General features: G+C 71.4%; 21 protein-coding genes. 5 read left to right on the top strand and 16 right to left on the bottom strand.

Annotation, left to right across the window (positions count from 1 at the left end):
* Positions 1-51 precede the first annotated feature (51 nt).
* The 3 genes from QCD68_RS17485 to QCD68_RS05110 form a co-directional block, all read right to left on the bottom strand.
* Entirely contained in the window at positions 52-1,755 is a 1,704-nt protein-coding gene (locus QCD68_RS17485; protein WP_367316827.1) for a GrpB family protein, read from the bottom strand.
* Between the two features lie 83 nt (positions 1,756-1,838).
* Entirely contained in the window at positions 1,839-2,237 is a 399-nt protein-coding gene (locus QCD68_RS05115) for a hypothetical protein (RefSeq protein WP_301222264.1), read from the bottom strand.
* 429 nt (positions 2,238-2,666) lie between these two features.
* Entirely contained in the window at positions 2,667-4,838 is a 2,172-nt protein-coding gene (locus QCD68_RS05110; protein ID WP_301222263.1) for a phosphocholine-specific phospholipase C, read from the bottom strand.
* A 252-nt stretch (positions 4,839-5,090) separates the two neighbouring features.
* Between QCD68_RS05110 and xylA the strand changes: the two genes are divergently transcribed.
* Together xylA and xylB are read left to right on the top strand one after the other, a co-directional pair.
* Entirely contained in the window at positions 5,091-6,284 is a 1,194-nt protein-coding gene (gene xylA, locus QCD68_RS05105) for a xylose isomerase (RefSeq protein ID WP_301222262.1), read from the top strand.
* Positions 6,277-7,785, top strand: a complete 1,509-nt coding sequence (xylB, locus tag QCD68_RS05100; protein WP_301222261.1) for a xylulokinase — start codon at positions 6,277-6,279, stop codon at positions 7,783-7,785. Before xylA ends, xylB begins: the two co-directional genes overlap by 8 nt.
* A gap of 81 nt (positions 7,786-7,866) precedes the next feature.
* On the opposite strand, the gene QCD68_RS05095 is transcribed toward xylB, so the two are convergent.
* Positions 7,867-8,472: a helix-turn-helix domain-containing protein gene (locus QCD68_RS05095; protein WP_301222260.1), complete on the bottom strand. Its 606-nt coding sequence runs from the start codon at positions 8,470-8,472 to the stop codon at positions 7,867-7,869.
* A gap of 66 nt (positions 8,473-8,538) precedes the next feature.
* On the opposite strand from QCD68_RS05095, the gene QCD68_RS05090 reads away from it, so the two are divergent.
* On the top strand, positions 8,539-8,985 hold the full coding sequence (locus tag QCD68_RS05090) for a hypothetical protein (RefSeq protein ID WP_301222259.1): 447 nt from the start codon (positions 8,539-8,541) through the stop codon (positions 8,983-8,985).
* 54 nt (positions 8,986-9,039) lie between these two features.
* On the opposite strand, the gene QCD68_RS05085 is transcribed toward QCD68_RS05090, so the two are convergent.
* Positions 9,040-9,741, bottom strand: coding sequence for a DUF3800 domain-containing protein (locus tag QCD68_RS05085; protein WP_301222258.1), 702 nt, complete (start codon positions 9,739-9,741; stop codon positions 9,040-9,042).
* A gap of 66 nt (positions 9,742-9,807) precedes the next feature.
* Here QCD68_RS05085 and QCD68_RS05080 point away from each other — a divergent pair, with 66 nt between their 5' ends.
* Positions 9,808-10,059 (top strand): hypothetical protein, encoded by a 252-nt coding sequence (locus QCD68_RS05080; RefSeq protein WP_301222257.1) that lies wholly within the window; start codon positions 9,808-9,810, stop codon positions 10,057-10,059.
* Here QCD68_RS05080 and QCD68_RS05075 read toward each other — a convergent pair.
* The 8 genes from QCD68_RS05075 to QCD68_RS05040 all read right to left on the bottom strand — a co-directional run bounded on the left by QCD68_RS05075 (position 10,052) and on the right by QCD68_RS05040 (position 15,499).
* The gene (locus QCD68_RS05075) at positions 10,052-10,423 is read right to left on the bottom strand and encodes a fluoride efflux transporter FluC (RefSeq protein WP_301222256.1); all 372 of its coding nucleotides are present in this window, start codon (positions 10,421-10,423) and stop codon (positions 10,052-10,054) included. The genes QCD68_RS05080 and QCD68_RS05075 overlap by 8 nt on opposite strands.
* On the bottom strand, positions 10,420-10,908 hold the full coding sequence (locus QCD68_RS05070) for a fluoride efflux transporter FluC (protein ID WP_301222255.1): 489 nt from the start codon (positions 10,906-10,908) through the stop codon (positions 10,420-10,422). The genes QCD68_RS05075 and QCD68_RS05070 overlap by 4 nt, the downstream gene beginning before the upstream one ends.
* 161 nt (positions 10,909-11,069) lie before the next feature.
* Positions 11,070-11,495, bottom strand: a complete 426-nt coding sequence (locus tag QCD68_RS05065) for a DUF6314 family protein (protein ID WP_301222254.1) — start codon at positions 11,493-11,495, stop codon at positions 11,070-11,072.
* Positions 11,492-12,157 (bottom strand): pentapeptide repeat-containing protein, encoded by a 666-nt coding sequence (locus QCD68_RS05060; protein WP_221849833.1) that lies wholly within the window; start codon positions 12,155-12,157, stop codon positions 11,492-11,494. Before QCD68_RS05060 ends, QCD68_RS05065 begins: the two co-directional genes overlap by 4 nt.
* A gap of 78 nt (positions 12,158-12,235) precedes the next feature.
* Positions 12,236-12,970, bottom strand: coding sequence for a hypothetical protein (locus QCD68_RS05055; RefSeq protein WP_146248155.1), 735 nt, complete (start codon positions 12,968-12,970; stop codon positions 12,236-12,238).
* 53 nt (positions 12,971-13,023) lie between these two features.
* Positions 13,024-13,875 (bottom strand): LamG domain-containing protein, encoded by an 852-nt coding sequence (locus tag QCD68_RS05050; protein WP_301222253.1) that lies wholly within the window; start codon positions 13,873-13,875, stop codon positions 13,024-13,026.
* Positions 13,872-14,756, bottom strand: coding sequence for a S26 family signal peptidase (locus QCD68_RS05045; protein ID WP_253466429.1), 885 nt, complete (start codon positions 14,754-14,756; stop codon positions 13,872-13,874). The genes QCD68_RS05050 and QCD68_RS05045 overlap by 4 nt, the downstream gene beginning before the upstream one ends.
* Positions 14,757-14,851: 95 nt before the next feature.
* A complete protein-coding gene (locus tag QCD68_RS05040) occupies positions 14,852-15,499 on the bottom strand; it encodes a hypothetical protein (RefSeq protein ID WP_111075140.1) in 648 nt (215 codons plus the stop codon).
* 207 nt (positions 15,500-15,706) lie between these two features.
* Between QCD68_RS05040 and QCD68_RS05035 the strand changes: the two genes are divergently transcribed.
* Positions 15,707-16,174, top strand: a complete 468-nt coding sequence (locus tag QCD68_RS05035) for a MarR family winged helix-turn-helix transcriptional regulator (protein ID WP_301222252.1) — start codon at positions 15,707-15,709, stop codon at positions 16,172-16,174.
* Between the two features lie 69 nt (positions 16,175-16,243).
* Here QCD68_RS05035 and QCD68_RS05030 read toward each other — a convergent pair whose 3' ends face one another.
* The 3 genes from QCD68_RS05030 to QCD68_RS05020 all read right to left on the bottom strand — a co-directional run bounded on the left by QCD68_RS05030 (position 16,244) and on the right by QCD68_RS05020 (position 19,309).
* Positions 16,244-16,972 (bottom strand): S1 family peptidase, encoded by a 729-nt coding sequence (locus tag QCD68_RS05030; RefSeq protein WP_301222251.1) that lies wholly within the window; start codon positions 16,970-16,972, stop codon positions 16,244-16,246.
* A gap of 115 nt (positions 16,973-17,087) precedes the next feature.
* Positions 17,088-18,113, bottom strand: a complete 1,026-nt coding sequence (locus QCD68_RS05025; RefSeq protein WP_301222250.1) for an NAD-dependent epimerase/dehydratase family protein — start codon at positions 18,111-18,113, stop codon at positions 17,088-17,090.
* Entirely contained in the window at positions 18,110-19,309 is a 1,200-nt protein-coding gene (locus QCD68_RS05020; RefSeq protein ID WP_301222249.1) for a zinc-dependent alcohol dehydrogenase, read from the bottom strand. The genes QCD68_RS05025 and QCD68_RS05020 overlap by 4 nt, the downstream gene beginning before the upstream one ends.
* Positions 19,310-19,434 lie beyond the last annotated feature (125 nt).

Genomic DNA, 19,434 nt, shown 5'->3' with positions numbered 1-19,434 from the left:
TCGTGTCAACCCGTAGCACGCTCGCGTTGCGGCATCGGCGGAAACCTGGCGTTACCCGGGTAACGTAGCCGCTGCCCGCGCACGATCCATCACGGCACGGATCACGTCGGTCTTCGCGTCCGCGTAGTCGTTCATGTCGTCCCACGTCCCGCTCAGCAGCGCCCGCTTCGTCTGCTCGTAGAGCGCCCGGTCGTCCGGATCGCTCCGCAATCGGTCACGCAGCAGCAGGTAGTCCTCGACCGCGGTCGCGCCACGTTCGTAGACGTGCACGTGGACGTCCCGCGCCGGCGTCCGCACCAGGCGGTGGCCGGGCTCCCGGACCCGCAGCTCGTACCCGGCGCCCAGCAGCGGTTCGAGGTACGCGGACTCGTCCGTGACGTCCGGCACGACGACGACCAGGTCGACGATCGGCTTGGCGGCGAGCCCCGGCACCGAGGTCGACCCGATGTGCTCGACCCGCACGTCGAGCGGGCCGACCGCGCGGAGGATCCGCTCCCGGTGCTCCGCGAACGTCATCGCCCAGGCCGGGTCGTACTCGTGCAGTCCGACGCGCAGCGCTTCGGGCCCGCCGATGATCTCGACGGTGGTCACGTCACGGCGCTCGTCGGCCAGCACGTGGTCACGGACGGGAGGCTCGTCCCCCGTCCCGACACCGGGTGCGGCCGTCGAGTCGCGGACCACGAGCGTCGTGGCGAGCTCGACCCGGACCGGCTCGCCCGGCGCGCCACCCGCGTGCTCGTCCGCACCCGCGTCCTCGTCCGCACCCGCACCGGCGTGCTGGCGCAACGCCATCCGGGTCGCCCGCTCCGCCATCTCTTGCAATGGCTGCCGGATCGTCGTCAGTGCGGGCCGTGCCCACCGTGCGGGAGCGACGTCGTCGAACCCGACGACGGACAGGTCCTCCGGCACCCGCAGCGCGAGCGACCGTGCGGCGTCGAGCACGCCGAGGGCCTGCAGGTCGTTGCCGGTGACGATCGCCGTCGGCCGGGGGTCGGCAGCCAGCAGCTCGCGGGCCGCGCGTTCGCCGTCCTCCCGGCTGAACCGCGCGACGACGACGGACGGTTCGGGCGCATCGGACGGGACGGGCGTGGCGGCGGTGGGGCGGGCCTCCCGTCCGGCTGCGGCGAGCGCTGCCCGGTGCCCGACCAACCGGTCGACCGCGCAGGCCATGTCGAGCGGTCCGGCGATCGCCGCGATGTGCGTGTGACCGAGGTCCAGCAGGTGCTGGGTCGCGGCCGCTCCCCCGGCGGTGTTCGTCGCACCCACGACGGGGACGTCGGCGGGCGGGTCACCGACCGGGTCGACGACCGTGAACGGGATGCCGCGGGCACGGAGCTGGTCGCGGCGGCCCGCGGTGAGCGCGGAGAACTGCAGCACGATCGCCGCGGGTCGGCGGTGCAGGACGCCGGTGATCCAGTCCTCGCCGACGGCGTGGTCCGGGCCGAGGGCGGAGAGCGACAGGGCGTACCCGTGCTCGCGGGCGACGGATTCGACCCCGCGGACGATCTCGATCGACCACTCGCTGGCCAGGTCCTCGACGACGAGTTCGACGAGCGAGCCGGGGCCGGGCGGGGTGTCGCGCTGGGCGTAGCCGGAGGCGGCGAGCAGGTGTTCGACGCGCTCCCGGGTGGGTCCGGACACGCCGGGGCGGCCGTTGAGGACCTTCGACACGGTGGCCGGGGACACCGACGCCCGGCGCGCGATGGCCTCGAGCGTGGGGCGCGAGCCGGACCGTTCCGCGGGGTCGATGGACATGTGCCGAGTATCCCAGGGCGGGTCAGGGTGCCGTCGGCTCCGCAGCGGATCTGTGGACGAGTGCCGGTGCCGGCAGGACGATCTCAGAAGTCGTTCTCGAGCACCATCTTGTCGAAGTCGCCGTCGGCGCACTCCGACACCCCGGTCAGGCTGTACCCGTCCTCGCGGGTGAGCAGCTGGATGGACGTGGTCGGCCCGCCGTGGCCGATGACGCTCGTGATCGGGTGCTCGCCCCTGCTCTCGTACCGCCGGGTGGTCATGCCCTCGGCCTCCCACGACTTCTGCACCTCCGCGAGGTCGGCCTCGCGGTCCCCGGCTCCGTCGCGGTCGAGGATGAGCTTGTACGTGACGCCGCGGTCGTCAGCAGAGCCCGGACACATGCTCAACGCCGGGCCACTCCGCACCGTCCAGTTGCCGCCGACGGCGGCCGTCGTGCGGTCGACGACGGTGCGGATGGCGGTCTTCGCTTCGCTCGGTTCCATGGAAGGTCCTTGGTGACAGCTCGTGAGCAGGAGTGCAGCTCCAGCGAGTGCTGCAACGAGGGCAGATCGACGGATCGTTCGACGCCCCGTCACGGCAACACCGCATGCAGCGCGAGAGGGTCTGCAGCAGAAGCGCGTCGGCGATCGAATTGAACTGACGTCATCAGCGTCCCCTCGCCCTCGCCCTCGCCCCCACGACGAGTGGATCCGACTGCCGAACCCCCTGCCCAGCCTGGCTGAACACACGAGTCGGAGCAAGTCAGCAGCGGAACATCAACTGGACGAGGTTCCGCGACTACAACCTTCGCTGGCCGTCACACCCCCCTGCCAAGTCTCTGATGAGCCCGGCCCGAGCGCCTTCACGCCAGAAGTGGCTCACTCATCCGATGGGCGTGCCCTGATCCCTGATGGCCACCACCCCGCGCCGGGTCACTCCACCCGACCCGCGAACCGGTACCGGAACCCGGTACCGTCGTCGGCCGTCACCACGACGTCGTAGTAGCCCCACGCGTCGAGCGGCCACCGCACCGCGTCCGAGTGCCGTCCGGCGAGCACGACGGTCTCGTGGTGCTCCACGAAGTCGTTCGAGGCGAGCGTGAACCGCACCGGCTTCCGCCCGCCGTTGCCGAGTCGCAGGAGCAGTCCGGCGTCGCGACCGGTGCGCGGCGTCGCCGTGACCTCCGGCAGTGCCAGGTCCCGGTCGGAGCCGGCGACGACCTTCCCGGCGAACCGGCGGAGGAAGCGGTCCGGGCCGTAGACGCTGAAGTCGTAGGCGCCGTCGTGCGCTGCGGTGTCCCACTCGTAGGCAGCGGTCGAACGGGCGGCGACGGTGTGCGGGCTGGACACGAACGGCAGCCCCGTGTTCGGGAAGACCTGGTGCGAGACACCCTGCCGTCCGTCGTTCCGCATCGTCAGAGTCACGACGCCACGGGTCCGATCGACGGAGACGTCGGCGGACTGCCGGTAGGGCAGGGAACGGTGCCGCGTCGAGGTGCCGGGCTCCTGCGTCGGCCGATGCTGGGCACCGACGGCGGGCTCGGTGACCTTCGGCTTGCCACGGTCGGCGTCGGCCGCGGCGACGAGCTTCTGCGTCTCGCTGAGCGGCGGGACCTCGGCCGGGGTGGGGATCGAGAAGTCCGGGTTCGCGAAGTCGAAGCACGAGGTCAGGTCGCCGGAGATGGTCCGGCGCCAGGCGGAGATGTTCGGCTCGTGGACACCGGTCCAGGTCTCGAGGAAGCGGATGACCGAGGTGTGGTCGAACACCTGCGAGTCGACCCATCCGCCGCGGGACCACGGCGAGACGACGGTGAGCGGGACGCGGGTGCCGTAGCCGACCGGCAGTCCCGCGACGTACTCGTCGGGCGTCCCGGGTTCGGCGAGCGGCGGCAGCACGTGGTCGAAGTAGCCGTCGTTCTCGTCGTAGTTGATGAGCAGGACGGTGCTTGCCCAGGTGTCCGGGTTGCTCATCAGCGCCTGGATCACCGCGTTCGTGTAGTGGGCGCCGTAGTCGGGGCTCGCGGCGGGGTGTTCGCTCCAGCCGTAGGGCGCGACGACGAACGAGACGGCGGGCAGCGTGTTCGCGGCGGCGTCACGGCCGAAGTCGCTGAGCAGGTGCTGCACGTCCAGGCCCTTGCCGGAGTCCGGCAGCCACCCGTCGTGCAGCCCGCCGCGGTCGGCCAGGTCGTGCACCGCGGGGTCCTTCGAGGCCAGGGCGTCGTGGTACTGCTGGAACAGCCAGAGCGGGTTGTCACCGTAGTCGCCGACGTAGGGATGGGTGCCGTCATCGCCGACCTCGGCGTTCGCGTAGGTCTTCCACGTCACGCCGGCCTGCTGCAGCCGCTCCGGGTAGGTCGTCCAGTGGTAGACGGGCAGGTAGTCGTCGGGGTTGTCGGTCGCCGGGCCGCCGAGTCCGCCCTGCGGGTTGATCGTGCCGGACCACTGGAACAGCCGGTTCGGGGTCGTCGGTCCGATGAGCGACGCGTGGTAGTGGTCGGCGACGGTGAACGCCGAGGCCAGCGCGTGGTGGAACGGCAGGTCCTCGCCGGTGAAGTAGCCCATCGTCTGCCCGCTCTTCGCGGTGACCCAGCGGTTCCACGCGCCGCCGTTCCACGCGGTGTGTCCGCCACCCCACGAGTGGTCGAGGCCGCCGGCGTTCTGGGCGTCGTGGTTCGCGGAGTCGAGCGGGAACGGCAGCAGGACGCCGCCGTCGGTGCGGGTGGGGTCGGGCTGGGCGAAGACGTCGGTGCCGCCGGGCAGTTCGACGGCCTGCTTGTCGCCGAAGCCGCGGACGCCGGGGAAGGTGCCGTAGTAGTGGTCGAACGAGCGGTTCTCCTGCATGAGCACGACGACGTGCTGGACGTCCTTGATCGACCGGTGCCGACCGTGTCGCGGAGCCGCGGCCTGCGCGGTGTCGGAGGACGGGCCTCCCGTCAGTGACCCGGCGGCGACGCCCGCGGCGATGGCGGCCGCACCGCCGAGCAGCACCGTCCGGCGGCTGACGCCGTGTCGGACGGCGGCGGGGTGCGTGGCGCCGGGAGCGAGCGGCGGTGCCGCGCCCAGGGTGACGTCGGGTGCGTGCTGCTCGGGCTTCGGCCGGCTCATCGGGGCTCCTTCGTCGTGGTCGATGCGGTCCCGGCGTCGTGGCGGACGCGGTACCTGCAGGAGCCTCCGCGCGCGGGGTGAACGGACCGCCCCGCGCGCTCGTCCGGTTCGCGGCGTCGGGTCGAACAGCGGGTGGCCATCCGATGACCGTCCTCACAGCGACGGAGGCGCGGACGGGGGTTGCGGACGCCGGATGGACGGGATATGTTCTCGCTGACAACAAATCCGCTCGACGACGATCGGCAGACCCCCATGGCAGTGCAGCCCACCCGCGACGACAAGTTCTCCTTCGGTCTCTGGACCATCGGTTACAACGGCTCGGACCCCTTCGGCGGCCCGACGCGCCCCCAGCTCGACGTGGTCGAGGCGGTCGAGAAGCTCGACGAGCTCGGCGCCTACGGCCTCACCTTCCACGACGACGACCTGTTCGCGTTCGGCTCGACCGACGCCGAGCGGCAGACCCAGATCGACCGCCTCAAGGGCGCGCTCGAGTCGACCGGCCTCGTCGTCCCGATGGTGACCACGAACCTCTTCTCCGCCCCGGTCTTCAAGGACGGCGGCTTCACCTCGAACGACCGCGAGGTCCGCCGTTTCGCCCTCCGCAAGGTGCTCCGCAACGTCGACCTCGCCGCCGAGCTCGGCGCCGAGACCTTCGTCATGTGGGGTGGCCGTGAAGGCGCCGAGTACGACGCCGCCAAGGACGTCCAGGCAGCCCTCGAGCGCTACCGCGAGGCCGTGAACCTGCTCGCCCAGTACGTCACCGACAAGGGCTACGGCATCAAGTTCGCCATCGAGCCGAAGCCGAACGAGCCCCGCGGCGACATCCTGCTGCCGACCCTCGGCCACGCGATCGCGTTCATCGACACCCTCGAGCGCCCCGAGCTGTTCGGTGTGAACCCCGAGGTCGGCCACGAGCAGATGGCGGGCCTGAACTTCACCGCCGGCATCGCCCAGGCGCTGTACTCGGGCAAGCTCTTCCACATCGACCTCAACGGTCAGCGCGGCATCAAGTACGACCAGGACCTCGTCTTCGGTCACGGCGACCTGCAGAACGCGTTCTCGCTCGTCGACCTGCTCGAGCACGGTGCCCCGCAGGGTGGCCGCGCCTACGACGGCCCCCGTCACTTCGACTACAAGCCGTCCCGCACCGAGGACATCACGGGCGTCTGGGACTCGGCCGCCGCGAACATGCGCATGTACCTGCTCCTCAAGGAGCGCGCGCAGGCCTTCCGCGCCGACCCCGAGGTCCAGGCAGCGCTCGAGGCCGCCAAGGTCTCCGAGCTCGCCAAGCCGACGCTGAACCCGGGCGAGAGCTACGACGCGCTCCTCGCCGACACCTCGGCGTACGAGGGCTTCGACACCGACGCCTACTTCGGCGGCAAGGGCTTCGGCTTCGTCCGGCTGCAGCAGCTCGCCGTCGAGCACCTCATGGGCGCTCGTGGCTGATCTCGCCTCCAGCGCGACCGACCCCGGTGACGAGGACCTCCTCGTCGCCGGGGTCGACTCGTCCACGCAGTCCTGCAAGGTGGTCGTCCGCCGCGCCGCCACCGGCGAGGTCGTGCGCTCCGGCCGCGCCACGCACCCCGACGGCACCGAAGTCGACCCCGCCGCCTGGTGGGACGCCCTCGGCACCGCGGTCGCCGACGCCGGCGGCCTGGACGACGTCGCCGCGATCGGCATCGGCGGGCAGCAGCACGGCATGGTCGTGCTCGACGCCGACGGTCGCGTGATCCGCCCGGCCCTGCTCTGGAACGACGTCCGCAGTGCGGCCGCCGCTGCCGAGATGGTCGAGGAACTCGGCCGGGAGGCATGGGTCGCCCGCACGGGTCTGGTCCCGGTGGCCTCGTTCACCGCCACGAAGCTGCGCTGGCTCCGCGACGCCGAGCCCTCGCACGCGGCCGAGGTCGCGGCCGTCGCCCTGCCGCACGACTGGCTGTCCTGGCGCCTCCGCGGCTACGGCCCGGCGGACGAGAGCCCGCTCGGCCCGGACCTGGACGCGCTCGCGACCGACGGCTCCGACGCCAGCGGCACCGCCTACTGGGACCCGGCACGCCGCGAGTACGACGCGGAGCTGTTCGAGCTCGCGCTCGGCCGCCCGCTCCGGGTCGCCGAGACCGGCGACGACGGGGACGCGGTCGTCGTGCCGCGCGTGGTGGAGCCGGCCGAGGCGATGGGGACCCTCGAGCAGGACGTCGACCTGCCGGGCGGTGCACGGGCCTCCCGTGGGCTCGTCGTCACGGCGGGCGCCGGGGACAACGCCGGCGCCGCGCTCGGACTCGGCCTGGCCGCCGGCGACGTCGCGGTGTCCCTCGGCACGAGCGGCACCGTGTTCGGTGTCACCGACACCGCGATCGCGGACCCGTCCGGCACCGTCGCCGGGTTCGCCGACGCCACGGGCTCCCGCCTGCCGATCGTCACCACGCTGAACGCGGCGCGGGTGCTCGAGGTGATCGGCGGCCTGCTCGGTGTCGACCACGCCGAACTCGGTCGGCTGGCGCTGCAGGCTCCGGCCGGCGCCGACGGGCTCGTCCTGGTGCCGTACTTCGTCGGTGAGCGCACCCCGAACCGGCCGGATGCCACCGCGTCGCTGCTCGGCATGACGCCCGGCACGACGGACCGGGCGCACCTGGCCCGTGCCGCGGTGGAGGGCATGCTCTGCGCCCTCGCCGACGGACTGGCCGCGGTGGAGCGCACCGGCGTCACCGTGGAGCGGCTGCTGCTCATCGGTGGGGCCGCGCAGAACGAGGCGGTCCGCGTCGTCGCGGCGCAGGTCTTCGGCCGCGAGGTCCTGGTGCCCGAACCCGGCGAGTACGTCGCCGCGGGTGCTGCACGACAGGCGGCGTGGGTCGTCACCGGGGAGCTCCCCGGCTGGTCGATCCCCACGACGTCGATCCCGGCGGACCCGCACCCCGAGGTGCTCGAGCGGTACCGCGCCGCCGTCGCCTGACCGCAACACGCAACGTCGGCGCCGACACGCAACGCGATCGCGTTGTGGTTCGTCGCCGATGTTGCGTTCTGCGGGCGCCGTTCAGGCTGGCTTCGACCGCACGTGCGCCCGCTCCCCCTGCGGCCCGTACAGGCAGAGCACCTCGGTCACCTGGTCCGAGACGTTGCCGACCCAGTGCGGGGTGTGGGTGTCGAACTCGGCGACCTCGCCCGGGCCGAGGTCGAACACCTCGTCGCCGAGCGCCAGTCGGAGCCGACCCGAGAGCACGTAGAGCCACTCGTAGCCCTCGTGCGTCTTCAGCGTCGTGTCCGAGCCGAGGTCGTTCGGTTCGATGAGCTGCTTGAACGACCGCACTCCCCCGGTCCGCTTCGTCAGCGGGATCACCACGCGGCGGCCGTGCCGCTCCGGCTTGAGGTGCACCCGCGGGTCCCCGGTCGCCGGTGCCCCGACCAGGTCGTCGAGCGGCACCTGGTACGCGCGTGCCAGCGGCAGCAGCAGTTCCAGGGTGGGCTTCCGCTGCCCCGACTCCAGGCGCGACAGGGTGCTGATCGAGATCCCGGTCCGCTCTGCGAGTGCCGCGAGGGTGACGTCGCGTCGGGTGCGGAGCGCCCGGAGGCGCGGGCCGACCGCGTCGACGACGTCGGCCGTCGTCGGTTCGGTGGGGCGTGCCTCCCGGCCGGATGTCATGCGTTGATCTTGCCACACTGGCAACAGCACTTGCCGCTTCGGTCACGGGCGACCGAGGATCGCCTCATGTCTGCACACTTCGACGTCATCGTCGTCGGCGGGGGTCCCGCCGGCCTGTCCGCCGCGGGCGTTCACGACCTGCTGGGGCAGGAGGGCACCGCACCCCGCGAGCTGGTCAGGGTCGGACACCAGGAGGTCGCCCGGTACGGGGTCACCGTGACGGACGGGAGGATCGTGGCCGCGTCCGCCTCGCCCGTCACCGATGACGACACGGTCGGCTTCCGACTGGCCCTGACCTCCGGCGAGGTCGTCGCTACCCGCTGTGTCGACCGACGCCAGCGGCGTCAGCTGCTGCTGCTGCTGCTGCTGCTGCTGCTGCTGCTGCTGCGAGGATGGAACCAGGACCACCTGCATCGAACGCCAGCCTCGATGGCTGGTCGGCTGTCGGACATCATCGCTCCAAGCGCTTCGCGGCCGGAGCTGCCGATGGTAGGAGGTAGGCGCTATAGTTGACCTCGCAGACCCCCTCCGCACACGCGGGCCAAGGGGGTCTCGCTGTGTCCGGAGTCAGATCTGCTGCGGTCCGCGGGCAGGATCACGCTCGGCAAGGTACTTCTCGTACCACTGCTGAGCAAACTGGTTCCTGTCGTGCTGATCGAGGTACGCGTTCGCGCTCCATGCGACCAGATCTGCCATCTGCTCCAGCTGCGACTGTTGTGAATCAAGGTGGATGGCGTCCTCGATGACGCGACGCTTGTCCAGCTTGAGCGATCGATGCGTCGATCGGTAGGTAGGGTCCGACCCATCGCCATCCATGAAGATCATGGCCAACGAGTTCGACTGCTCAAGCTCGTGCTCCACACGGGAAACCAAGGCCGTGTACGCCTGCTGCCGGGTCTGCGCGAACTCTTCCGGAGGACCGTTCCGGTAGACGGCGCCGACGCGCAAGCCCTGCGCGCAGCGCAAGGTCTCGAGGCACTCTTCCGCGACCTCGCGCCCGAAGTCTTTCCAGTAGTCCACGCCGTTGTGCCTGTGTCGCTCGGGGAACTTGCGCGAGATCCTGCCACGGCCGTTGACGTAGTCGACCGTGTGCAGCTCTTGGGTGACCGGGATCCCCGACTCACGCCACAGCCGCTTCCGCAGATCGAGCCAGTCTCGCAGAACCCCCGCCCATCGATCTGGGGCCAACTCGATCCACCCGTAGACGACCAGCCCCGACTGCGGCCGCCCCGAGTCGTCGACGTAGATGAGGCGATCAAGTCCTGGCACGGCCCCATTCTCGCAACCTTCGAGCGCGGGCCCGGAACGGCTCGGGTGCACTCACGGAGACGGTCGATGCCGGCCGTCATCGACGCGTCGATTCAGCCGCGGCTGGCCCGCCGCCGCCCCAGCCCGCGGCCGCACCGGCGGGCGGCCATCTCCGGGTGGGGTGGTGTCGAGGGCTACAAGACACGCCGGCGCAGGGTGCTGGCGGTCGACGCGTTCGGGCGGGCCGACGTGCCCGGCGACCTGCTGCAGGCGGACATCGCGGCCGCGGTCCTGGGGTGCGCAGCGGAGGCAGTCGATGCGTCCCTCCCGGTCAGGTGAGGGCGCCGAGCGCGACACCCGCGGCAGCAGCGGCCACCGACACCACGAGCATCCCGAGCCCGTTGACCGCGGCGGCCGTGGTGCGGCCGCTGCGGGCCAGGCGGACGGTCTCGAAACTGGCGGTGCTGAACGTCGTGTAGCCGCCCAGGAGCCCGGTGCCGAGGACCGCGACCGGCACGACACCGAGGTGCCCGGCGGCGCCGGTCACGACGCCCAGGAGGAACGAACCGGTGACGTTGATCGTCAGCGTCCCGACCGGGATCCGGAACTCCCGCCCACGGTTGACCGCCCCGTCCAGCAAGAAGCGCAGCGCCGCACCGAGGCCGCCGGCAGCCGCGACGCCGAGGAAGACCACCGCGCTCATGCCCGCGCTCCGTTCGACCGGATCCGGCCGGCGACGGCGATGCCGACGCCGGTCGCGACGGCACCGGAGAGCACGGTCAGCAGCGCGTACCCGGTCCCGTCGAGGCCGCGGCCGTCGCGGAACAGCACCGCCGTGCTCGTCGCGAGGGTGCTGTACGTGGTGAAGCCGCCGAGGACTCCGGTGCCGAGCAGGAGCCGCATCGTGCGGCGGCGGCCCGTATCAGCGCCCCGACGGGCGAGGTGCTCGAGCAGCAGCCCCAGCAGGAGTGCACCAGCGACGTTGATCCAGAAGACCGCCCACGACACCCCCTGTTGCGCCGGGAACGCCGTGCTGATCGCTTCGCGCGCGGCGGTGCCGATCGCACCACCGACCGCCACGAGGCCGAGGTAGCGCCACCGCAGGTGCACCGGTCGCGGTGTCGCGGACGTGGCCGGCGACAGCGACGCGTCGTCGATGTCGGGGTCGATCCCCACGGGTTCGGACATGGCTCTCCCTACCTCAGGCGCGTCGGAACGCGACCAGCTGAGATAGGGACTGTTGTCGACGGACGTCGAGGTTGGGTCCGGCAAGCCCCACTGCCGGGTCGGATGACGAGTCCAGTATGCACCTCCGAGCGGGCACCGCGCGATCGCGTCCCGACCGGCCGTCACCCCGTCGGCGTCAGCGTGCTCGCGAGGAGCAGGTCCTTCGCCGGGCCCCGTGCGTGCCAGCGGACGGTCCACCGCTCGGGTGTCCCGGCGAGCAGACCGGTGTAGTCGTCGGGGGCGCAGACGTGCTCGACCTGCGTGCCCCACACCCAGTCGTGGAACGGGCGCCCGTCGACGAAGCAGACCCGCCACCGGCCGTCCGGGTCTGCTCGGTCGCGCCGGACCGTCAATGTCCGCCACACCGGGGTCGTGCGGTCGCCGAGGACCATCGTGCCGTCCTCGTGCCAGCGCACGGTGTCGTCGTCGACCGTCGTGAGCTCGGTCGTGCCGGTGACGGTGCCGCGCAGGTCGGCCAGCCGGTCGTGCACGGTCCGCTCGAGCACCCACTGCCCGAGCAGGTCGGTGGGCGCGAGTGCGTCGGTCACTCGACCCGGTAGCCGGCCTGGGCGGCCAGCAGCGGGGCGAGCGTGAACAGCTGCTCGCCGCCGATCGTCGCACCGCGCAGACCGTCCAGCCGCTCGAGTCGGTCGAGGTCGGCGCCCCGCAGGTCGACGTCCTCGATGCGGGTGTTCGTGCCCGCGAACTCCCGGACGGTGCTGCCCGGGAACGACACCCGCAGCAGTCGGGCGTCCGCGATGTCGATCTCGTCGATGACGCAGTCGCGGAAGACCACGTCGGTGAGCGTCGAGGCGCGGAGGTTGACGAACCCGAGCTTCAGGCCGACGAACTCGACGCTGGCGAGCGAGCTGTCGTGCAGTTCGGCCGAGCCGACCCGGCCCCCGGCGATCCGGACCTCCCGCCAGGCACCGCTGACGGCGCGGAGCACGGGGGCGTCGAGGACCTCGACCACGCTGTCGCGGATCCGGAAGCCACGGAGTTCGGCGTCGCCGGCGCGGAGGGTCTCGATGACGCACTCCTCGACCTCCAGGTCGGGCAGGCGCTCACCGGACAGGTCGAGGACGCCGATGCGCTTGCCCTCGATGCGGTCGCCGGTCAGGACGTCGCCGGGGCCGGGCGTCCAGTCCTCCAGGTCCGTCGGTTCGGTGAGCGTGATGCGGGGCGCCGTGACGCCGGTCTTCCGTGCCATGCCCCCAGTCTGGCGCGCGGCACCGACGAGGTGCCGATCTGGTGATGGGATCCGCTCGGTCGCCGGCGTGTGGAACGCCTATCCGTCGAGCACCGAGGCGCTCTGGCCGACCTTCCGCAGGAACGCGGTTTCGAGGCGCTTCGCGCGCCCTGATGCCTCCGGGTAGCCGCGGCCCCGGAGGGTCGCGATCGACGACCGGACGAGTTCCTCATCCGGTCGCTCACTCGCGACGACCTCGCAGGCTGCCGCGTAGAACACACGTTGCACAGGACCGCCCGGATGGCCCCAAGGAACGGTGAAGTCGTCGTCGTCGTGCGCCAGCAGGACGTCCCGCACTGCTTCCAGCGAGTCGAAGCGTGCCATGAGGTCATCGGCGCTTGAGAGCGCGTTCCCGATGCCGTTCGACAGCTCCGCGAGGTCCATCTCGCCGAGTTCGTCGCCGAGGATCGCTGAGAGGATCCGGCCCGGACCCGCACCGCTGTCCCGCAGGACTCCGCTCATGAACGACCACGCGACACTGCTGCCGTACCCCGGTTCCCAGATGATCGACGACACTTGCTCGTTGACCAGTCCCCATTGGATGTACTCGTTGAACCCGCTCCGCGTCCACCCCAGGGTGCGCGTGATCGACCCGACCGGCTTCCCCCATCCCTGCCCGCCGATCCGGCGGTACCCCCGGAGCTTGATCGACCGCACGAACGCGGCGTTCTTCACTTCTGCGCGCAACGACACCACGGATCTCCCCTCGGCACCCGGCCTCGTACCGGACGCCACAGCGATCTTCGCCCGGACCAGGCAGGTCACCATGGACATGCCAGCCGATCTACGGAGAACCGCCACGGCCTGGCGGAAGACCGCGGCCCGCCTCAGCGCCCGGCGTTGTAGTGGTTCGCGACCTGTGTCGCGGAGAGCACCGAGCTGTACACGGCGGCGAACCGCATCGAGCCGGCGTAGTAGTAGTTGCCCGCGCCCGGCCACCCGGTGATCGTGTCGTAGCCGACGCGGAAGTACCCGGTCGCGTTCTCCGGGGTGGTGAAGGCGGTGTTCGACGCGACCAAGGCCCCGTCGGCGTAGAGCCGCATGCCCGTCGAGGGGGACATCGTCGCGACGACGTGGTGCCAGGCTCCGTCGCTGTAGGCCTTGGGCGACGTGACGACCTGCGTGGTGTTGTTGTACGTGCCGAAGACGAGCTGCCCGCTGGTGTTGAGGTACACCTGGCGGTCGTGCTGCCCCGAGACGGAGACCTGGTTGCTGCCGAACCCGATGAGCAGGCCGCCGGCGACCGTGGTCCGGAACCAGACCTCCTCGCTGAAGGTGGTCGGGTTGCGGTACATCATCGGCGTGGAGACGAAGCTCGACGACCCGTCCAGCACGTAGGCGCCACCGGTGTCGCGGGGGCAGGCCTTGGGGGTGGTCGTCGCCGTGGTCATCGACCCCTGGTAGGTGCCGTTGGCGGCCTTGCCGGAGTCGTCGACGGCGGTCTTCGCGTTGCTGGCCTCGGTGAGCTGGTAGGTGAACAGTGCGTTGGCGTTGTCCACGTCGACGGCGCTCGCGCAGGTGAAGTAGCTGGCGGTGCCGGCGCTGTTCGAGCCGTTGGTCACCTTCGCGCTGAACGCGGACCGCGTCGGCGCGAACTGGTTGAGCACGATGACGACCGCGAGCGCGACGATGAGCAGGACGGCGACGACCTTGCCGTCGCGGAGTCGGTGCAGGTTCACGCGGCACGCACCGCCTCGACGCGGCCGATCGCCAGGCAGAACAGCAGCGGCAGCAGGCAGGCGGCGATGAGCGCGGCCCAGCCCATCGGGTCCAGGTCGATGTTCGACATCAGCTGGTACTGCCCGTGGTGGGAGAGTTCGTGGATGGTGACCCGCCCGACCTCGCCGTCGACCAGGTGCACGGTGTTCCCACCGACCGCGTCGATGCGGACGGGGAACATGCCGGAGGAGACCACGGTCGCCTCGACGGTGCCCTTCGCGGACGTGTTCGAGATCGTCGTGACGTTGACGAACGGCTTGAGCAGGAACGCGGCGTACGCCACGGTGAGCGCGCTGCCCGCGATGCGCAGGCTGCCACGGGTGATCCGGTCGGTGAAGGCGCTGGTCAGTGCCCAGATCAGGAGCGTGCCGATCAGGAGGATCGGAGCCGCCCGGAAGAGCCAGCCCAGGTGCGGGACGAGCAGGACCGGGGCACCGACCAGGTTCTCCTGGGTGAGCGTCCACGGGTCCTCGGCACCGTTCACGTCACCGCGGGCGTGGATGCCGCCGTCGGGGTCGATCGCGACGATGCGGTGCGTGTAGGTGACGTCGGGGTTCGCGGGCGTCTGGTAGGACACGATGTCGCCGATCCGGAGGGACGACGCCTGCACCGGCATGTCGAGCACGAGCGTGCCGACGGGTGCGGCTTCGCCCATCGACGGGGTCTCGACGACGAACCAGCGGCCGCCGTTGGTGAGGAAGAGGACGGCGGCGGTGAGGAGCAGTGCCGCGATCGTGGCGACCGACCAGGCGAGGACGGTCTCGGAGCGGCTGATCGCACGACCGCCGAGGAGCGGCCGCGGGAGGGTCCCGCTGAGCGGGATGGCCGAGGTGAGGCTCATGTGCTGCTCCGTCCTGGTCGGTCGTGGTCAAGGTGAATGGCGACGCTCGACCGTAGGGGGGTCGGTCGAGCGTCGCCGGTCTGGGGTGCTGCGGATCAGGCGGTGAAGGTCCAGGTCATCGGCACCGAGGCGGCGAGGCCCTGGTAGGTGTTGCCGGCCGAGGAGTCGAGCGTGACCGCGAAGTTGAAGGGGACGCTCGCACCGGCGGCGGGAGCGGTCGGCAGGGTGATCGCGGCGCCGCCCTTGAAGCTGGCGAGGGTGCCGGAGAAGACGGTGGTGGAGCCCGAGGTGACGACGAGGTTCATCTTCGCGCACAGGTCGGTCGCGGTGCCGTTCGACGTGCCGTTCGCGCTCTGCGTGCAGGCGGCGCCCGGGGTCAGGGTGAAGGTGCTGGCGGCTGCGGTGCCGGTGTTCTTGATGGTGATCGGGGTGTTGACCGTGTTCCCCGGGGTCATCGTCGTGCTGCCACCGAACTTGTTGATGGTGGAGCAGGTCGCGGCGTTGGTGGAGACCGAGCCGCCGTCGGTGCTGAGGCAGGTGACCGACGCGTTGGCGTTCTGCTCCTGCATGATCAGCGTGCCGCTGGCAGCGGTGTTGCTGCTGTTGGTGATGCTCGCGGCGAACCCGGAGAGGGTGCCGGTGAGCGAGAGGGAGAGGAGCACGGCGGCGAAGATGCCCGCGAGGAGCGCCACGGGTGCGAAACGGATGCGCTTCAGCGGGGAGGTGCGGAGCTGGTTGGACACGGGGTACCTCGATGTTCGTGGGGGTCTGGTTCGCAATCTCCGTCTGGCCGATTGCTCAATGATTAAGATAGTCATCGGTTCAACAAGATGGAACCGCCGTGCGGCCCCCAGAGCGGGGGACACCGCAGACGGGAGGCGCATCCACGTCCGGCAGGCACGCCTCGGACCGGTAACCTCCCGCAACGAGAGAGATCTGGAGAACGACTGGTGAGCACGCGAGACGAGAAGGACGCGACGGACCTGATGGCCGCGTTCGACGCCGTCGTGCGCGCCAACGCGAGCCTGGTGGGGCAGCTCAGCGCCCGCGCCGGCGTGCACGAGAGCGGCCTCCGCGCGCTCGTGCTCATCAGCGACACCGGCTACTCCACCCCCACCGAGGTCGCCGGGTTCCTCGGCCTGACCTCCGGCGCGGTGACGAACATGGTCGACCGACTCTCGACGGCGGGACTCCTCGAGCGCACACCGAACCCGTCCGACCGACGAGGGTCGCTCCTGCGCCTCAGTCCGGCCGGCGAGGCCGTGGTCGCGGACTACCGGGAGCGCTACGCCGCCATGCTCCGCGCCGTCGACTCCGGCCACCGCGGGGACCTGCACGCGGTCCTCAACGACCTGGCGACCGGCCTGTTCGAGCAGGCCGCGACGGCCGGCCCTGCAGGGGCGGACGCCCCGGACTGACCCCGCCGCCGGACAGCAGAACGGGCGCCACGGTCGACGACCGCGACGCCCGTTGCTCGGCGAAGACGCTCAGATGCCCGTCGTGCTCCGGATCCACGAGGACGCCTGCGCGAGCAGCGCGTAGTTCGACCCGGCACGGGTGTTCGCCCCCGGGTCGGCGCTGTCACCGGTGGAGCACACGCCGACGACCTTGCCGTTGACGATGAGCGGCCCGCCGGAGTCTCCGTGGTTCGAGGCGCCCGAGACGCCGGTCACGTGCTGCGCCCGACCGCCGTACGCGTCGGTGCTCGCCCCGGTCAGGGACACGGACGCCTGGTACAGCCCGTCGGACTGCACGGCGTTCGCGCGGAGGCCGTAGCCCTGGATGGTGCCGGTGCCGCTCGACTTCGCGGTCGCGGCCAGGTCCAGCGGCGTGTACGAGGACAGCGCGTACGCGGTGCGCAGGTGCACCAGGGCGACGTCACCGGTGGGGGCGGCGCTGATCCGGTCGACGACGACCGGGGTGCCGCGGTTCACCGTCGAGTTCGAGTGGTAGACGTTCATCGCCCCGATGCCGTCGATGCAGTGCCGGGCGGTGAGGACCCAGGACGCGGAGATCTGCTCGCCGGTGCACGAGCTGGCGTAGCCGGCGGGGATCGTGCCGCCCGTCGCCTGGAGCTGGACGATCGACGCCGTCGCCGGGGCCTTCTCGCCGCCGACCACACGGGTCGACGCGGTGAGCGCCGAGGCGGGGGCGGCGGCGAACAGGCCGGCGGCGATGACGGTGGCCACGGCGGCGGCCGCGATGGACTTCTGCATGTCGACTCCTCTGTCGGTGAAGCACAAGACAGTTGCGTACTGCAACTGACTCGTATCCTCACCCGCCGCAGAGGGCGACGCCAGTCCGCTCTTCAGCGGACCCGGGCGCCCGACCTCAGCCGCGCAACGGCGGCGACGCCGGCACGCCGTGCTCGTCGGCGAACCCGGCCACGAGGTCACGGAAGGCGTCTTCGGCACTGTGCCGGGCCTCCCACCCGAGCTCCTCGCGCGCCCGGTCGGTGCGCATGATCGGCACCCCGGCGGCGATGTCCACCCAGCCGGCGTCGGTCGGCTGCAGGCGCAGCCGCCACGTGAGCGTGACGAGGCCGCGCACCAGGCCGAGCGGCACGCGGACCGCGCCGAGCATCCCGAACACACGCGCCATCCGCGGTGGCGTGAGCACGGGGGCAGCGGCGATGTTGAACGCGCCCGCGGCCTTCCGGTCGATCGCCCGCCAGTAGGCGTCGGCCAGGTCGTCGGCGTGCACGGCCTGGAACACGAACGGGTACGGCAACGGCAGCACGGCCCAGCGGATCCAGCGCACGATCCGCATCGGCACCAGGTGTCCGAGGAACAACCCGCGGATCTCGGCGGCGGCGTCCCGCTGGAAGACCAGCCCGGGGCGCAGCCGGGTCACGACGACGTCCGGGTGCTCGCGCTCGAAGACGTCCATCGCCCGCTCGTTCTCGGCCTTGTGGATCGAGTAGGTGGCGGTCGGGATGCCGTCCGTCGGCCAGGACTCGTCCACCGGGGTGCGCTTGCCGTCGGCGTCGACCCCGCGGTAGGTGCCGACCGAGGACGCGACGACGACCTGCGGCACGCCCGCGGCGGCGACGGCGGCCAGGACGTTCGCGGTGCCGCGGACGTCGGTGCGGTGCTGCGCCGGGATGTCGTGCGTCGGCTGCAGCGCCCACGCCAGGTGCACGACGGCGTCGGCTCCGCGGAACACGGCGGTCAGCCGGTCGATGGCGTCCGGGGCACCGACGTCGACCGTGTGCCAGAGCGCACTGTCGTACGGCTGGGCACGCAGATCGGGCTGGCGGCGGGCGACACCGACCACGTCGGCGCCGGCGTCCCGGAAGCGACGGAGCAGCGCGGTCCCGACGTTCCCGGTGGCGCCGACGACGACGATGCGGGTCATGCTGCGGAGGAGGCGGCGAGTGCCGGGTCGAGGACGACCTTGATGCAGTTGTCCTCCTTCTTCTGGAAGACCTCGTACATGTGCGGGGCGTCCTCGAGCGAGACCCGGTGGGTCGTCAGGTCGAGGGTGCCGAGCGGGTCGGACGGGTCCTCGACGAGCGGCATGATGTCGTCGATCCAGCGCTTCACGTTGCACTGGCCCTCGCGGATGGTGATCTGCTTGTCGAACAGCGTCATCATCGGCATCGGGTCGGCCATGCCGCCGTAGACACCGCTCAGCGAGACGGTGCCACCGCGGCGGACCAGGTCGATCGCGGTGTGCACGGCGTCGAGCCGGTCGACACCGGCGGTCTCGATGGCCTTCTGCGCGAGCTTGTCGGGCAGCAGGCCGGCGGCACGCTGGGCGAAGCCGGCGACCGGGTTGCCGTGCGCCTCCATGCCGACCCCGTCGACGACGGCGTCCGGGCCACGGCCGTCGGTCAGGTCGACGAGCTCCGCGACGAGGTCCTTCGACAGGTCGAACGTCTCGATGTCGTACTTCGCCGCGAGGTCACGACGGACCTGCTCCGGCTCGACGGCGAGCACCCGGTAGCCGAGGTGCTTGCCGATGCGGGCGGCGAACTGCCCGACCGGGCCGAGGCCGAGCACCGCGAGCGTGCCGCCCTCGGGCACGTCCGCGTACTGCACGGCCTGCCACGCGGTCGGCAGGATGTCGCTCATGAACAGCCACTGGTCGTCGGCGCCGGTGTCGGGCACCTTGATGGGGCCGTAGTCGGCGTGCGGCACGCGGAGGTACTCGGCCTGGCCGCCGGGGACCTGGCCGTACATCTTGGTGTAGCCGAACAGAGCGGCGCCGCTGCCGTACGCGGTCACCTGGGTGGTCTCGCACTGGGACTGCAGGCCGCGCTGGCACATGTAGCAGTGGCCGCAGGAGATGTTGAAGGGGACGACGACGCGGTCGCCGACCTTGAGGTTCGTGACGGCCGAGCCGACCTCCTCGACGATGCCCATCGGCTCGTGGCCCAGGACGTCGCCCTTGTCGATGTACGGGCCGAGGACGCGGTACAGGTGCAGATCGGAGCCGCAGATCGCCGTGGAGGTGATCCGGACGATCGCGTCCGTGGGCTCCTGGATGGTCGGGTCGGGAACGGTCTCGACGGACACCTTCTCGGTGCCCTGCCAGGTCAGTGCGCGCATGCGTGCGCTCCTCTCGTCGCGGTCGCGGCCGGACGGGAGGCCCGGCACGCATCGTCCCATCGGTACGCCTCCGCCTCGTGCGGGCTTCCCAGCGTGGGTCGCTCAGCGCTGCGGGAAGGCAGCGA

Source organism: Curtobacterium sp. PsM8 (genome assembly GCF_030433875.1).
GTDB lineage: Bacteria > Actinomycetota > Actinomycetes > Actinomycetales > Microbacteriaceae > Curtobacterium.
This window is presented reverse-complemented; position numbering and strand designations above follow the sequence as displayed.

Bases quoted from the DNA above. Each gene is read 5' to 3' on its own strand.
- QCD68_RS17485 (WP_367316827.1), bottom strand. From the start codon at position 1,755: ATGTCCATCGACCCCGCGGAACGGTCCGGCTCGCGCCCCACGCTCGAG.
- QCD68_RS05115 (WP_301222264.1), bottom strand. From the start codon at position 2,237: ATGGAACCGAGCGAAGCGAAGACCGCCATCCGCACCGTCGTCGACCGC.
- QCD68_RS05110 (WP_301222263.1), bottom strand. From the start codon at position 4,838: ATGAGCCGGCCGAAGCCCGAGCAGCACGCACCCGACGTCACCCTGGGC.
- xylA (WP_301222262.1), top strand. From the start codon at position 5,091: ATGGCAGTGCAGCCCACCCGCGACGACAAGTTCTCCTTCGGTCTCTGG.
- QCD68_RS05095 (WP_301222260.1), bottom strand. From the start codon at position 8,472: ATGACATCCGGCCGGGAGGCACGCCCCACCGAACCGACGACGGCCGAC.
- QCD68_RS05090 (WP_301222259.1), top strand. From the start codon at position 8,539: ATGTCTGCACACTTCGACGTCATCGTCGTCGGCGGGGGTCCCGCCGGC.
- QCD68_RS05080 (WP_301222257.1), top strand. From the start codon at position 9,808: ATGCCGGCCGTCATCGACGCGTCGATTCAGCCGCGGCTGGCCCGCCGC.
- QCD68_RS05075 (WP_301222256.1), bottom strand. From the start codon at position 10,423: ATGAGCGCGGTGGTCTTCCTCGGCGTCGCGGCTGCCGGCGGCCTCGGT.
- QCD68_RS05070 (WP_301222255.1), bottom strand. From the start codon at position 10,908: ATGTCCGAACCCGTGGGGATCGACCCCGACATCGACGACGCGTCGCTG.
- QCD68_RS05060 (WP_221849833.1), bottom strand. From the start codon at position 12,157: ATGGCACGGAAGACCGGCGTCACGGCGCCCCGCATCACGCTCACCGAA.
- QCD68_RS05055 (WP_146248155.1), bottom strand. From the start codon at position 12,970: ATGTCCATGGTGACCTGCCTGGTCCGGGCGAAGATCGCTGTGGCGTCC.
- QCD68_RS05045 (WP_253466429.1), bottom strand. From the start codon at position 14,756: ATGAGCCTCACCTCGGCCATCCCGCTCAGCGGGACCCTCCCGCGGCCG.
- QCD68_RS05030 (WP_301222251.1), bottom strand. From the start codon at position 16,972: ATGCAGAAGTCCATCGCGGCCGCCGCCGTGGCCACCGTCATCGCCGCC.
- QCD68_RS05025 (WP_301222250.1), bottom strand. From the start codon at position 18,113: ATGACCCGCATCGTCGTCGTCGGCGCCACCGGGAACGTCGGGACCGCG.
- QCD68_RS05020 (WP_301222249.1), bottom strand. From the start codon at position 19,309: ATGCGCGCACTGACCTGGCAGGGCACCGAGAAGGTGTCCGTCGAGACC.